13 protein-coding genes and 2 tRNA genes are annotated in these 13,378 nt (G+C 61.0%); 9 read left to right on the plus strand and 6 right to left on the minus strand.

The genetic code is table 11. The features are described 5' to 3' along the window. Positions 1 to 2: 2 nt before the first annotated feature. Both dinB and PH586_RS06750 read right to left on the minus strand, forming a co-directional pair. Positions 3 to 1,064 carry a DNA polymerase IV gene (gene dinB / locus PH586_RS06745; protein ID WP_271346983.1) on the minus strand — a complete coding sequence of 354 codons (1,062 nt, stop codon included), beginning with the start codon at positions 1,062 to 1,064 and terminating at the stop codon, positions 3 to 5. Positions 1,065 to 1,092: 28 nt separating this feature from the next. Beyond that, the gene (locus PH586_RS06750; protein ID WP_271346984.1) at positions 1,093 to 1,305 is read right to left on the minus strand and encodes a hypothetical protein; all 213 of its coding nucleotides are present in this window, start codon (positions 1,303 to 1,305) and stop codon (positions 1,093 to 1,095) included. Between the two features lie 262 nt (positions 1,306 to 1,567). On the opposite strand from PH586_RS06750, the gene PH586_RS06755 reads away from it, so the two are divergent. The 5 genes from PH586_RS06755 (at position 1,568) to PH586_RS06775 (ending at position 4,639) form a co-directional block, all read left to right on the plus strand. Next, positions 1,568 to 1,644 (plus strand) — tRNA-Met (locus PH586_RS06755). A 124-nt stretch (positions 1,645 to 1,768) separates the two neighbouring features. Beyond that, positions 1,769 to 1,845: transfer RNA gene (locus PH586_RS06760), tRNA-Met, on the plus strand. Positions 1,846 to 1,978: 133 nt separating this feature from the next. Beyond that, entirely contained in the window at positions 1,979 to 2,527 is a 549-nt protein-coding gene (locus tag PH586_RS06765) for a cytochrome b (RefSeq protein WP_271346985.1), read from the plus strand. Between the two features lie 268 nt (positions 2,528 to 2,795). Beyond that, positions 2,796 to 4,118: a 30S ribosomal protein S12 methylthiotransferase RimO gene (gene rimO / locus PH586_RS06770; RefSeq protein ID WP_271346986.1), complete on the plus strand. Its 1,323-nt coding sequence runs from the start codon at positions 2,796 to 2,798 to the stop codon at positions 4,116 to 4,118. 161 nt (positions 4,119 to 4,279) lie between these two features. Beyond that, complete coding sequence (locus PH586_RS06775; protein ID WP_271346987.1) at positions 4,280 to 4,639, plus strand: thiol-disulfide oxidoreductase DCC family protein; 360 nt, start codon at positions 4,280 to 4,282, stop codon at positions 4,637 to 4,639. Between the two features lie 16 nt (positions 4,640 to 4,655). On the opposite strand, the gene PH586_RS06780 is transcribed toward PH586_RS06775, so the two are convergent. The 4 genes from PH586_RS06780 to nirK all read right to left on the minus strand — a co-directional run bounded on the left by PH586_RS06780 (position 4,656) and on the right by nirK (position 9,964). Further along, entirely contained in the window at positions 4,656 to 6,887 is a 2,232-nt protein-coding gene (locus PH586_RS06780) for a glycosyltransferase (RefSeq protein WP_271346988.1), read from the minus strand. A 233-nt stretch (positions 6,888 to 7,120) separates the two neighbouring features. Further along, complete coding sequence (locus PH586_RS06785) at positions 7,121 to 7,741, minus strand: SCO family protein (protein WP_271346989.1); 621 nt, start codon at positions 7,739 to 7,741, stop codon at positions 7,121 to 7,123. Beyond that, complete coding sequence (locus tag PH586_RS06790) at positions 7,734 to 8,549, minus strand: formylglycine-generating enzyme family protein (RefSeq protein ID WP_271346990.1); 816 nt, start codon at positions 8,547 to 8,549, stop codon at positions 7,734 to 7,736. The genes PH586_RS06785 and PH586_RS06790 overlap by 8 nt, the downstream gene beginning before the upstream one ends. Then, a complete protein-coding gene (gene nirK / locus PH586_RS06795) occupies positions 8,546 to 9,964 on the minus strand; it encodes a copper-containing nitrite reductase (protein ID WP_271346991.1) in 1,419 nt (472 codons plus the stop codon). Before nirK ends, PH586_RS06790 begins: the two co-directional genes overlap by 4 nt. Positions 9,965 to 10,402: 438 nt before the next feature. On the opposite strand from nirK, the gene PH586_RS06800 reads away from it, so the two are divergent. From PH586_RS06800 to PH586_RS06815, 4 genes are all read left to right on the plus strand, one after another. Next, the gene (locus PH586_RS06800) at positions 10,403 to 11,131 is read left to right on the plus strand and encodes an oxygen-binding di-iron domain-containing protein (protein WP_271346992.1); all 729 of its coding nucleotides are present in this window, start codon (positions 10,403 to 10,405) and stop codon (positions 11,129 to 11,131) included. 254 nt (positions 11,132 to 11,385) lie between these two features. Then, on the plus strand, positions 11,386 to 12,006 hold the full coding sequence (locus tag PH586_RS06805) for a hypothetical protein (RefSeq protein WP_271346993.1): 621 nt from the start codon (positions 11,386 to 11,388) through the stop codon (positions 12,004 to 12,006). A gap of 275 nt (positions 12,007 to 12,281) precedes the next feature. After that, the gene (locus PH586_RS06810; RefSeq protein ID WP_271346994.1) at positions 12,282 to 12,608 is read left to right on the plus strand and encodes a DUF2025 family protein; all 327 of its coding nucleotides are present in this window, start codon (positions 12,282 to 12,284) and stop codon (positions 12,606 to 12,608) included. Between the two features lie 242 nt (positions 12,609 to 12,850). Further along, positions 12,851 to 13,255, plus strand: coding sequence for a GNAT family N-acetyltransferase (locus PH586_RS06815; protein WP_271346995.1), 405 nt, complete (start codon positions 12,851 to 12,853; stop codon positions 13,253 to 13,255). Positions 13,256 to 13,378: the final 123 nt, after the last annotated feature.

Below are 13,378 nucleotides of genomic sequence, written 5' to 3' on the forward strand. Positions count from 1 at the left end.
GGTTACCGCGCAAACAACTCCAACTGTTCATGGCGCCCACGCAAGTCATGCAGGCGCACACCGACGCCCAACAACCGCACCGGCTTGTTACCGCGCGCAAAGGCCGCGCTCAGCAGCAGCCGGTAACTGTCCAGATCCCAGCGCGCACCGGCCTGCTCGAGGGTGGTCTGGGTGAAGTCGTGGAACTTGATCTTGACGAAGGGCTTGTCCGGCCTATAACTCGCATCCAGCCGCGCCATGCGCCTCGCCAACTCGTCGAGTAACTGTGGCAGCTGCCCAAGACAGGCCGGCAGGTCTGCTAGATCCTGATCGTAGGTGGTTTCCACGCTGACCGTTTGTCGGCGGCTGTCGGTCTGCACCGCACGCTCGTCAATGCCGCGGGCCAGTCCCCAGAGACGCTCGCCGAAACTACCGAACTCTTTCACCAGGCCCAGCTTGCTCCATTCACGCAGATCCGCGCAGGTGCGGATGCCGCGTCGCGCCAGCTTGTCGGCGGTCACCTTGCCGACCCCGTGCAGTTTACTCACCGACAAGGCCGCAACGAACGCCTCAACCTGATCCGGGGTGATCACGAACAAGCCGTTGGGCTTCTTCCAGTCGCTGGCGATCTTGGCCAGGAACTTGTTCGGCGCCACGCCCGCCGAGACGGTGATGTGCAGCTCCTGCGAGACCCGCCGGCGAATGTCCTGGGCAATTCGTGTGGCACTGCCGGCAAAATGCGGGCTATCCGAGACATCCAGATAGGCTTCATCCAGCGACAGCGGCTCGATCAGCTCGGTGTACTCACGGAAGATCGCCTGGATTTCGCGCGAAACCACCTTGTAGGCATCCATCCGCGGCTTGACGATCAGCAAGTCTGGACACAGCTTCAACGCATGCATGGAGGCCATCGCCGAGCGCACCCCATAGGCTCTGGCCTCGTAATTGCAGGTAGCGACCACCCCACGATGATCCGCGGCGCCCCCCACCGCCAAGGGTTTACCGGCCAGGCTCGGGTCGTCACGCATCTCGATAGCGGCATAGAAACAGTCGCAGTCCACGTGGATGATTTTTCTCGCGCTCATGATGTGCAGTCGTTAATTCAGCAGCCCGCTACTCAGCAGCAGTGGCTGCTGGCGCCGGCTCGACGGCGCCGGCCTCGGGCTCAGGCTTGTTCATATAGGCCTGAATCACCAGGATGACGATCAGCATGAAGGCCGCCAAGGGCAACAGCTTCATCTTCTTCGGCACTGCGGCGCCGCAGGCCGGACAAGTCGCTGCCTGGTTCGGTAGCGGCGCACCGCAGGATTTGCATTCAAGTCCCATCATCATCCTCCAACTGAATAACCGCCGACTCTAGCCCAACAGCGGGTTGATGGGCTACGCCAGCGATCATCGGCCGGCACATAACCGCACATATCAGGCCAGGCCGGACAGGCCGCGTGCCCAGCCTTATCCCTCGTCAAGCCCCGGCCCGCCAGGCCGGACGCCCGACTCAAGCCCCCAGAACAACGCTAAGCATTTGAACAAACAACAGTTTTTCCAAGACAGGAGTTGACAGACAGTTTTTTGGCGATAGAATTGGCGCCGCGGGATGGAGCAGTCTGGTAGCTCGTCGGGCTCATAACCCGAAGGTCGTAGGTTCAAATCCTGCTCCCGCAACCAGATACTCAAGAAAGGCCACTCAATCGAGTGGCCTTTTTTGTTTGTGCCCGCCTTGCGGATTTAAGTATTTGATTGAAAAGCAGAAATCAATTGACAAAAGCACCTGTTCGGATAGAATTTGCGGCGCGGGATGGAGCAGTCTGGTAGCTCGTCGGGCTCATAACCCGAAGGTCGTAGGTTCAAATCCTGCTCCCGCAACCAGATACTCAAAAAAGGCCACTCAATCGAGTGGCCTTTTTTGTTTGTGGCGACGGCGCCCTGCTCAGCAATGCTTAAGGTTCGCCGCTTAAGCTAGGCGCAGTTTTGAATCAACCACGCCGGAGCCGCCCCAATCATGACCTGGAAAAACACCGAATCCCGTTACGGCAAGCTGTCCATCGGCTTGCACTGGCTGATGCTACTGCTGATTGCTACGGTCTACTTCACCATGGAATACCGCGGCCTGTTCCCCAAAGGAAGTGATGGCCGCGCACTGATGAAGCAGCTGCACTTCATGCTTGGGCTGTCGATCCTGACACTGGTCTGGTTGCGCATCCTGACGCGGCTGATCGCACCTACCCCTCTGATCCAGCCTGTCCCGCACAGGGTGCAAACGAAGCTTGCCAAGCTGATGTACCTGGCGCTCTATCTGCTAATGATTTGCACCCCACTGCTGGGCTGGCTGATCCTCAGCGCCGAAGCCAAGCCGATTCCATTCTTCGGCCTGGAACTACCCGCACTGCTCAGCAAGGACCATGCGCTCGCCAAGCAATTCGAACACTGGCACGTATGGATCGCCCAGGCCGGCTATTGGCTGATCGGCCTGCATGCGGCAGCCGGGCTGTTTCATCATTACGTTCGCGGTGACAATGCTCTGAGAATGATGCTGCCCAGCCGCAAGTAATCCGCTTACCCGCCTGCCACCCATAGAGAAGAAGGGCTTGCCACATGCCGGCACGCCCTTCCTCTCTGTAGCGTCCGAATTGCGCCACTGGGCGCTCAACGCCCCCGCACAACCGTGCAGAATGTCTTGGCGACGCCACTGCCAGCGCCCGCTAATTGCCTCACGCGTCCAAGAGTACTGGCGAAGTTTGCAAGCCACCGCTAGAATTGCGCACTTTTTGATCAGAGGCGCCTCCAGCGCCCATCCTTCAAAGCCTGAGGTTCGCCGCATGTCCACCCCTGCCACGCCGAAAGTCGGATTCGTAAGCCTCGGTTGCCCGAAGGCCCTGGTCGATTCCGAACGCATCCTCACGCAACTGCGCATGGAAGGTTACGAAGTCGTATCGACTTACCAGGACGCCGACGTGGTGGTGGTCAACACCTGTGGCTTTATTGACAGCGCCAAGGCCGAGTCCCTCGAAGTGATCGGCGAGGCCCTGGCCGAAAACGGCAAGGTCATCGTCACCGGCTGCATGGGTGTGGAAGAAAGCGCGATTCGTAATGTCCACCCCAGCGTACTCTCCGTCACCGGCCCGCAGCAGTATGAGCAAGTGCTCAACGCCGTACATGAAGTGGTACCACCGAGCAAAGAACACAACCCGCTGATCGACCTGGTGCCACCGCAAGGCATCAAACTGACCCCGCGTCATTACGCCTACCTGAAGATTTCCGAAGGCTGCAACCACAGCTGCAGCTTCTGCATCATCCCCTCGATGCGCGGCAAGCTGGTCAGCCGTCCGGTCGGCGAAGTGCTCAGCGAAGCCGAGCGCCTGGTCAAGGCCGGAGTCAAGGAACTGCTGGTGATCAGCCAGGACACCAGCGCCTACGGCGTGGACATGAAATACAAGACCGACTTCTGGAACGGCCAGCCGGTGAAAACCCGCATGACCGAACTCTGCGAAGCGCTCTCGAGCATGGGCGTCTGGGTGCGCCTGCACTACGTCTACCCCTACCCGCACGTCGACGAGCTGATCCCGCTGATGGCCGCCGGCAAGCTGCTGCCCTACCTGGACATCCCCTTCCAGCACGCCAGCCCGAAAGTGCTGAAAGCCATGAAGCGTCCAGCCTTCGAAGACAAGACCCTGGCGCGGATCAAGAACTGGCGCGAGATCTGCCCGGAACTGACCATCCGCTCGACATTCATCGTCGGCTTCCCCGGCGAAACCGAAGAAGACTTCCAGTACCTGCTCGACTGGCTGACTGAGGCCCAGCTCGACCGCGTCGGCTGCTTCCAGTACTCGCCGGTAGAAGGCGCCTCGGCCAACCTGCTGGATAACCATGTGCCCGACGACGTCAAACAGGATCGCTGGGATCGCTTCATGGCGCATCAGCAGGCGATCAGCACCGCACGCCTGCAGTTGAAGATCGGCCAGGAACTGGAAGTACTGATCGACGAAGTCGACGACCAGGGCGCAGTGGCGCGCTGCTATGCCGATGCCCCGGAAATCGACGGCAGCGTGTTTATCGCCAGCACCGAGGTCCAGCCCGGTGACAAGGTACGGGTACGCATCGTCGACGCCGACGAATACGACATGTGGGCCGAGCTGATCTAAGAGACCGTCAAAAACGCTCGCCGACTGCGGCCGCCAGCGTTTGCATAGGGCCTCGCTACGGCGCTCGAGATTGCCACAACCGCTGAACCGCTGCGCCCCTCGCCCGAGGGGCGCGCGTTTCTGCTCTAAACTGCTAATAGACTCCCAACCAGGCCGGGCCAATGGCCAGACTCAAGGTCTATTACGACGGCGCCTGCCCGCGCTGCGTGGCCGACCGTCGACGTTATGAAAAGCTGCGCACGCGCAGCGATGACAGCGTCGAGTGGGTGGACATCACCGGCAAGGAAGAGCAGTTGCGTGGGGCCGGCATCGACCCGTACCTGGCCCTGACCGAACTTCACGTCGAAGACGCCCAAGGCCGCATCCACCGCGAACTGGACGCCTACATCCTGCTGATGGCGCGCACCCCGGCCCTGCGCCCACTGGCCTGGTTACTCGGCCTGCCCGGTCTCAAACCCATGTTTTCCTGGGGCTACCGCCACTGGGTGCTGCGCCGCCTGCACCAGGAAGGCCGGCTGTAGCAGTGCGCCGAAGCCCTCAGCGCCATCGAGCGCCTGGCTGGGCACGCGAAGCAGCCATGACCGTGCCATAGATCTCCTTGACCCCCGCTGCGAACTGTTCGATGGAGTGTTCCTCGGCCACCAGCAGGGCGTGCCTGGACATGTCTTCGCGCAGCCGCTCGTCCTCGAGCAACAGGCGCACCCGGGCGCACCACTGGGCAATGTTCTCCGGGGTCTTGAAGCCGTTATAGCCCTGCCTGATCACATCATCGATACCACTCGAGCGTACCGCCACCACGGGCAAACCCGCCGCCATGGCCTCGAGGAGAACCATGCCCTGGGTCTCCGATTTGGACGCAAATAGAAACAGCTTGCCCAGCCGGTAGTAAGTCGCCATGTCCTCAGGCGCTACCGCGCCGAGCAGTCTGAAATGGCGAGCAAGGTCAAGCTCGTCGATACGCCTGAGCAGCCGCTCACGCTGATGGCCATCACCGATCATCAGGACAAGGAAGGGACGCTCGGTCAGCCCCCGCAGACTGGCGATCGCATCGACCAGGAAATCGATATTCTTTTCATTGGAAAGCCGCGAAACACTGATCAGGACCTGCTCCTCGCCAATGCCCAGCGACGCCCTGAGGCGGCCGACCTGTTCCTCCGTAACTTCGTGAAAGCCCTGGCAGTCGATGCCCGTGGGTTGCACGAAGACGGGCTGCTTCACGCCGATCATGCGCAAATATTCTTCGGCGGAGTATGTCGGCACGATCACCGCATCGCATTTATTGGCAAAGCGCTTGATCAGCGCATGGGAGATCAAGTTGCGAAAGAGCATGCCCGGCAGCGGCACGAAGTGGGCATAGTGTTCCAGCCGGGTGTGGTAGGTAAACACCGCCGGTACCCGCAGCCGATGTGCCAGCAACAGGCCCAACGAGCCGAGCCAGAACGGATGGTGTAGGTGGATCAGGTCGGGGCGAAAGTCCCTGACCGCCTGACCGATACGCCTCAGGAAAATATTGGCCAGGCGGAATTCCCGCTTCTCGCCCATGGCCAGGACCGATGGGACCCGGACGACATCGGCCTCCTCGCGCGGCTGGTCCCGATAACTTGGCGCGATGACCAGAACAGCGTTGCCCATGGCGTCCAGCCCCTGGCGCAGCCGCTCGATCGAGATGGGAACGCCACCGATGAACGGCAGGTAGTTGTTGGTGAACATCACCACTCGCAGGGGTTTCTCCACCCAGGGCGAGGGATCCAGATCGAAATTCGGGTAATAGTCGCGTTCGACGAAGGCCAGCGTGTAGAGCTTGATCGCGGCGATGGTCAGACCGCAGACCAGCAGGATGAAATTCAGGTAGCCCACGTAGAACAGTGAATAGATGAAGAACCAGAGGCTCTCGAGTTGCTTGAAGAGCGGGTGCTGGCCCACGTTGAGACGCTGCAACTGGACGCCGACGCCCTGGGCAGAGACCGACACCTGCACATAATGATGAAAACTGGCCTGATCGCTCAGGAGCAGACCACCCGCCCCACCGCTGCTGATGAACCGGGTATTGCCGCGCCGCTGCTCGGAAAACACTGGCAGGTTGGCGGCAAACACCGCATCGACGGGGTGTTCGGCGAACAGCCCCAGCAGCGCTTCACGGAACGCCGCAGGCTGCAGGTAATCCTGTTCGTCGGCAAGGCGGGCAGGCACTTCACCGTGCAGCAGCGGCTGGCCGGTAAAGACAAAGGTTTGCCGTACATCACTCTGACCCAGCAGATCCCGGAGCCAGAGAATCTGCCAGCGCCAAGGCGTTTTGCCGGTGCTGTCGAGAAAGATGAAGTGGCTGCTGCCGGCGCGGAAACTGAAAAAATGCGGGCCGAAGTGCTCGTAGAACCGATAGCTGCCGAACTCTTGGTATTCATGGGCGCCAAAGGTCAACACGTAGGGCATCTGCAGATGGCTCAGGGTGCCGTGCAACGCCCGGTACTTGTCCTCGCCGCCGCCGCTGACCGCATTGCCGGCGGAGATGATGAAATCGACACCGGATGCATTGAGCATGGGAATAATCCGCCGCTCGAAAATGCCGATGGAGTTATTGATATTGCCCACCACCGCGAAACTGAAGCTATCCCGGCCCTGCAGCCGCGCCTGAATGGCCTCTATCTGGCTGGTGTGTTCGGCCGCGAAGTCGGACAAGACAATGTTCAGGTAGGCCTTGTAGCCCAGCAGCAGGCAGACAATCAGCACGTTGCAATAGAAAAGGACCTTGAGCGGGCGGCGCACTGTCATTGAGGACTGATCCGGCTAAGGGCCTGGACGTACTGCTCCACCGCCAAGCTGAAGATTCTGCCACGAGCGAGAGCGGCAAAGTCCGGCTCCCCCATCACCTGCAAGCAGGCGATGGGGCATCAAGAGTCCCGCAAGCCTAATAAGCCGCCCTCGATGCGCTAAGCATAGACAGCCGCGGCGCAGTCAACGCCGAGGATTCACCCATGCGAGCAGACAGAGTCAATGCCCACGTCTCACTGCAGCGCCTGACGAATGTCAGAAAGCAGGGCCTGGTCCGCCGTGGGCTTGAGCAATGTGCTGCTGGCAATAACCTGACCGGATGCATTCAACAAGGTGACCCTGGTGTTGTGGCTTATTTCGCCATTGTCCAGCGCCCGATACTTGATCTTCAACACGGCCGCCATGGCGCGGGTCTGACCTTCATCGGCAGCCACCGCCAGACGGAAAAAGCGTTGATCGAGCTGGTGCATGTGGCTCAGATGGGCCAACGAAGCTGGGGTGTCGTGCTGTGGATTCAGGCTGACCATCAGCACCTGGAGCGTACCCGCCTCGGGCTGGAGTTCGGCGATGGTCCGCTGCAGGCTCTGCATAAGCACCGGGCAGGCCGATGCACAGTCGCCATAGAACATGGTGACCAGCAGCGGCCTGCCGGCCATTTCACGCCAATCAAAACGCTCGCCCTGTGCATCGGTAAGGGGCATCGCCAACCCATACAAGGAGTCGGCGGGCAAGCTGGCGAGCGTGGCATTGAAAGGCGCCTCCTGCGCCCACGGCAATACGCCGGGGGTCAGCAGCAAGACAGCGGACAACAAGGCGCCGTGCAGCGCCTGACTCAGACGTTTGACTCTAGTCATTGGGGGCTCCCGATAGTTGAGGGGCTGGCTCGCGCGCGCAGCGAAAGCCCAGATAGTTACCGCCCTGATCAGCCTCCATGGCCGCCAGCAGGGACAATCGGATCAAAACCGCGTAGTTGTTTTTGTCGCTCAGCGACAGGGCCGCGCCACCGCAGAACGCCAGCTGTTTCTGCTCGCCCTGAGTCCGGCTGTCGGCGCTGACGAACAGACCATTGAAATCCTCGACCCACTCCCACATCAGCTCATGCAGATCTTGGATCCCGTAGTAATTGGCCGGTTGCAGGCCTATGGCCTGGGGCGACTGGCTGGCCGGACGCGAATACCACGCGAGAATTCGCGCCAACCAAAGCGGGTCGCTCCGCGCATCGGCACGCAGTTCGTCGGCCGCGGCGGCAAACTCCCATTCGTACCAGGTTGGCAACCGCGCCTGTTCACTGGCGCAGAAGGCCTGGGCGGCATGCCAGCTGACCTGGGTTACCGGTGCGCTCGCCTGCAACGGCGCAAACGCCAGCGGCCCGGCCCACGACGCCAGATAGTCAGTGCCCGCCAGCACCGCAGGTACCCTGCCACGCCGCCATTGCGGATGTGCCTGGAGAAATCCCTGGTACTCGGCATTGCTCACCGGCTTGCTACGCAGCCAGAACGGCTGAATGCTGGCCGGCGAGCTTTCGCCATCCGCCGGCAGCACGCTGCGAAACTCGCCACCGCTCAACAACCGGTAATCGGCGGCCCAGCCACTGCCGGCGATGCCCGCGCAGCAGAACAGCAGCGCACGGGCCGCCCAGGCGCACTTCAGCGTCAGGTTCACAACTTCTTGATCTGACGCATATCGCTGACCATCTTCGGGGTCAGTACGGGCTTGCCTTGGTTCATTTCGACGTTGATGTAATTGATCACCGCCGCCACATCTTCGTCATTCAGGTCCTGCGCGGGCATTACACCGTTGTAGTGCTCGCCATTGACCACCAACTCGCCGCTGCGCCCGTACATGACAATGTGAGCCATTTCATACGGCCGCTCTTGGAAAAAATCGGAGTTGGCCAAGGGCGGAAACACCCCGGCAACGCCCGAACCATCCGGCAAGTGGCACGCCGCACAAACCCGCTCGAACACGCCTTTGCCGCGCGCCAGTGGCACTGCGCTCTCGGGCACGGCCGCGGCAACGGCTTTAACCGGCGCGCCGGCCATGACCGGCAATGGTGTTTTCAAACCCTGGCTATAGATCTCCGGTTGCGCTGCCCCGCTGACCGTCAGCAGACCGACAGCCCCCTTGTTGAAGGCGCGGGTCAGCGAGTGGTCGACGAGGGTCAGGTTGCCCGGCACCTTGGGTACGAATTCGACAATGGTTGAGCCGCCGGGCGGGACCAGGGTGGTTTGCACATTCTCCTGATAACGGACGCCGCCATCGCCATAGACCCGGTCGAAAATCGCCCCGATCACATGAAAACTGGAAACCAGATTGGGGCCGCCGACACCGAAGTACATGCGCACTTTTTCGCCGGTGTTGGCGGTCAGCGAGCTCTCGCCAGTGAGGGCGCCATCGGCACCGTTGAACAATACATAGGTGGGCTTTTCATCGACCGCTTTCTGCATGTCAAAGTTCTGCAGCCCCTCGGCGCGGTAGGCACCCGAGGTATAGAAGTCGCCCTGCATTACATAGTATTCACGGTCAACCTTGGCCATGCCCTCCTTGGGTTCGACCAGAATCATGCCGTACATGCCATTGGCCACATGCATGCCCACTGGCGCCGTGGCGCAGTGATAGACATACAATCCCGAGGCCAATGCCTTGAAGGTGAAGACCGCTTCGTTGCCCGGAGCGATCAGGGTTTGCCCGGCGCCGCCACCCGGGCCGGTCACCGCATGCAAATCGATATTGTGCGGCAGTTTGTTGCTGGCCAGATTCTGCAGATGCAGTTCGACGGTATCGCCTTCACGCACCCGGATCATTTTACCCGGCACGGTGCCGCCAAACGTCCAGAACATATAGCGCGTACCAGGCGCTATTTCTCGCTCGACCTCCTCCACGGTCAGATTGACCACCACCCGCGCCGGGCTCTTGCGGGTAATTGGCGCCGGCAGCGCCGGAGGTGCAACCAACTCCTGAACGATCACCGGCAGATCCGCTTCGGTCGCGGCGACTGCGGCTGTCGAGGCCAGCGCCACCATACAAGACAGCAGGGCGAATTCCGTTATTGCACGCTTGTAATTACGTTCTTTCATGTGCCTGTCCTCATCCTTACTGGCAGAAGTAGCGATAAATCCAGGCGAAATAGTTGCATGCCTAACGAATCATTGATTGACCATAATCAACGTCGTGAAAATTTGCAGAAATACTGATTGCGCAGGGAATAGGCATGAGCTGGATCGTTTTTTGACCAACGCATTGGTTCCGATATTCAGACGGGCAGTATTCCCCGCCCGCGATTTCCAGCCCCAAACGCGAGGCAGCCGGAATGGCCGCCCCGTCCTAGCCAAAATCCGGCTTTGCCGTGGGTTACAGAAGGCAAGAGCTATAGTTGCTGATGGCATCGTTCGAGCAGCCGACTGCCAGACCGGCCGCTGCTGGGCGGCCATTGGCTCAGTGCTTCACCGCGCCAGTTCCTGATGTGTGCGGACAGTTACCGTCCAGCGCGGCTTTCAGCCTAACGGAGGCTTACCATGACTGTTGTCAGCGAAATTGCGCCGGACTTGTATCGCCTATCAACCTACGTGCCGGAGGCAAACCTGCAGTTCAATCAGTTTCTGCTACGTGACGAGCAGCCCTTGTTGCTGCATACCGGCATGCGGGGCCTCTTTCCATCCGTCAAGGCAGCAGTGGCTCGCCTGATCGACCCGACGACGCTGCGCTGGATCGCCTTCAGTCACTTCGAGGCCGATGAGTGCGGCTCGCTACGCGAGTGGCAGACCCTGGCGCCAGAGGCCTGCGCCCTGTGCAGTGTGGTTGGCAAGCTGGTGAGTGTCGACGATGTGGTGGCCGCCAGGCCCGCTCAGGCGCTCGACGATGGGGAACTGCTCAGCACCGGCAAATATCGTTTGCGCTTCCTGCGTACACCGCACGTCCCCCACTGCTGGGATGCCGGATTGTTCTTCGAGGAAACCCAGGGCACCCTGCTCTGTTCCGACCTCTTCCACCAGAACGGCGATGTCGAGCCGATCACCTCCTCGGACGTGATCGGCAGGGCCAGGCAGACATTGCTGGACTATGAGAGCAGCCCGTTCGCCGCCTACATGCCTTACACCCCACAGACCGCGCCGACGCTCGAGCGCCTGGCGCAGCTCCAGCCCAAGACGCTCGCGACCATGCATGGCTCGACCTTTACCGGCAATGGTGAACAGGCTATCCGCGACCTCGCCGCGGTCATGAAGGAGATTCTCGGCGCCGATTGATCCAGCCGAATCGGTTCGGCGATCACCCTCTGCCCGGTATGCCCTGGCTGCAGGATGGTCGCCTGCGCTCAGCAAGGACCAGGCTCCCACGGTGAACCCTCAACCACTACGATCGAACGGATCAGCGTTTGCCCGCCTAGCGATCAAAAGGCATCGATCACACCCAGGATGGCTCGAAGCGAGTAGAATGCCCGCCCGTCGCGCTGGGAGCGCGTGATGGGCACACAAGGACGCTGTCATCGAGGAGTTTTATCATGCGCCTACTAATCACCCTGGCCACCTGCCTGCTGCTCGGCGCCTGCGCCGGGATCCCGCCGTCGACCGATGAACACGCCGCGCGCTCGGCGCAGGGACCGATCGCCAAAAGCAATCTCGAAGCCATCCACAATGTCCAGGCGATCCCCCTGCCATTGAATCCCGGACTGCAGCCGCCAACCTGGCAGATCGGCGCGGATCAGCCGCGCCTTGACTTCGGCAGCTCGATCTCCAATTACCGGGTGTTCTCCCTGGAACTGAAAAAGGGCGAACACTATGCGCTCAACGTCAATTCGCTGTGTCACAACGCCTGCCTGGGTTTCAACAAGTTCGCCCTCAAACCGCGGGCGCTGCTGCTCGACGCCTACGGCACGGTAATCGCCAGCCAACCAACCCGCGCCTCCGGCCTGGTCGGTCAGATCAGCCTGGGCTGGGATGGCGAGGCGCCGGAAGATGGGACTTACTACCTGCTGGTGGCGGCGGACAATGACGACATCGGCAAAACCATCGTGATCGACGACATCTGGATCAACAACTCGCCCTTGATGGCGGTAAATGTCGGCATGCACAGCGCACCTTTCGGTCAGATCAACGCCTTTTCCACGTCCAGGGACGAATAAAACCGCACCTGCCGGGTCAAACAGCCGGCCGCGGCGCAGCCCACGGACCTCATCAGGCCGCCGAACGCCTGCAACACAATGCTGACCCTGCGTGCCGCCCAAGGCTGCATTCGACGGCAGTGCTGGCCAGCCGAACCCAGCAAGCACCCCGCCAAGCCGAATTCGCGCCTAACGGTCGGCCTATTGATCAGAAGCAATGCACGTCGCGCGTAACGCCTTAGCCTGTAGCGACCAACCCCCCAAGGGTCTACACAGTCGACACGCGCGAGGTTCATATGAGTATCACGTCCGCCAGCATCTGCCAGGCCGCCGACCAACTGCAGGGTTTTGTCGGCTTCAATGCCAGGACCGGCCAACATATCGTGCGCTTCAGCGAAGATTCATTCGGCCTGGATGTACCGCAAGACAGCATCACCCCAAGTTGCGAGTTCGTCTGGTGCGCCGGACCGGATCAGCTGATGACCCTCAAGCGCGATCGCCTGCAATTGCTGCTCGACCTGCGCATCGACGAGCGCCTGAGTATCGGCGAACCACTGCGGCGCTATATGCAGCGCCAGGACCTACCAGAGATCACTGCCGAACGCCTGCTGCGCCACGCCTGAGACCATGACGCCCGCCCAATGCCGCTCCGGCGCCACAAGCGGACTGGAACCCCCAGGGTGCGCGGCCTTAACGCGCGACTGTCCGGCTATTCAGTCGTCGGCGTAGACTACAAGCCGTCCAGGCTCATGCCGTCGGGAGGTGGTATGACTGACCCCCTTAGGCTCCACCCAGCACAGGCCAATGGCCTGCTACCGGGCAGATAGACCGCGAACCCGCCGCTCTCGATAAACGACTGACCCGCATGCCCGATCTGCACTGCCACGCCCTTCCGGCCCCACTGCTACCGCTGGTGGATGAGTTCTATCGCGCCCATCGCTCCCCCATGCGCATTGACCGCCAGGCTCAGGTATGGGTCGCGCAGCACACAGCGATTGTCGCCGCCCTATGCCTGCGCCCGCTGGCACATGGGTATTGGCTTAGCGGCCTGTTTGTCGCGCCGAGTCAACGCGGCCAGGGGCTGGCGCGCCAATTGCTCGAACAGGCCCTGGTGCAGGCCAGGGAACCGGTCTGGTTGTTCTGCCATCCAGACCTGCACAGCTTCTATGCAAGCCTGGGCTTTATGCCCTGCACCAGCCTACCCACGGTACTCGCCGAGCGGTTATCACGCTATCAGCGCAAGAAAAACCTGATCGCCCTGTACCGTTAACAGGAACACCGGGAACGGTCTCGGCAGACCGATGCCGGACTGTTGGCCAACTTGGCGCATATGCTGGCACTTTGTTCAACTTTTGCTCTTGCCGGTTCCGGTAAAGCTCTGCATCCTGCACCC

Source organism: Pseudomonas aestuarii (assembly GCF_027988105.1).
GTDB lineage: Bacteria > Pseudomonadota > Gammaproteobacteria > Pseudomonadales > Pseudomonadaceae > Aquipseudomonas > Aquipseudomonas aestuarii.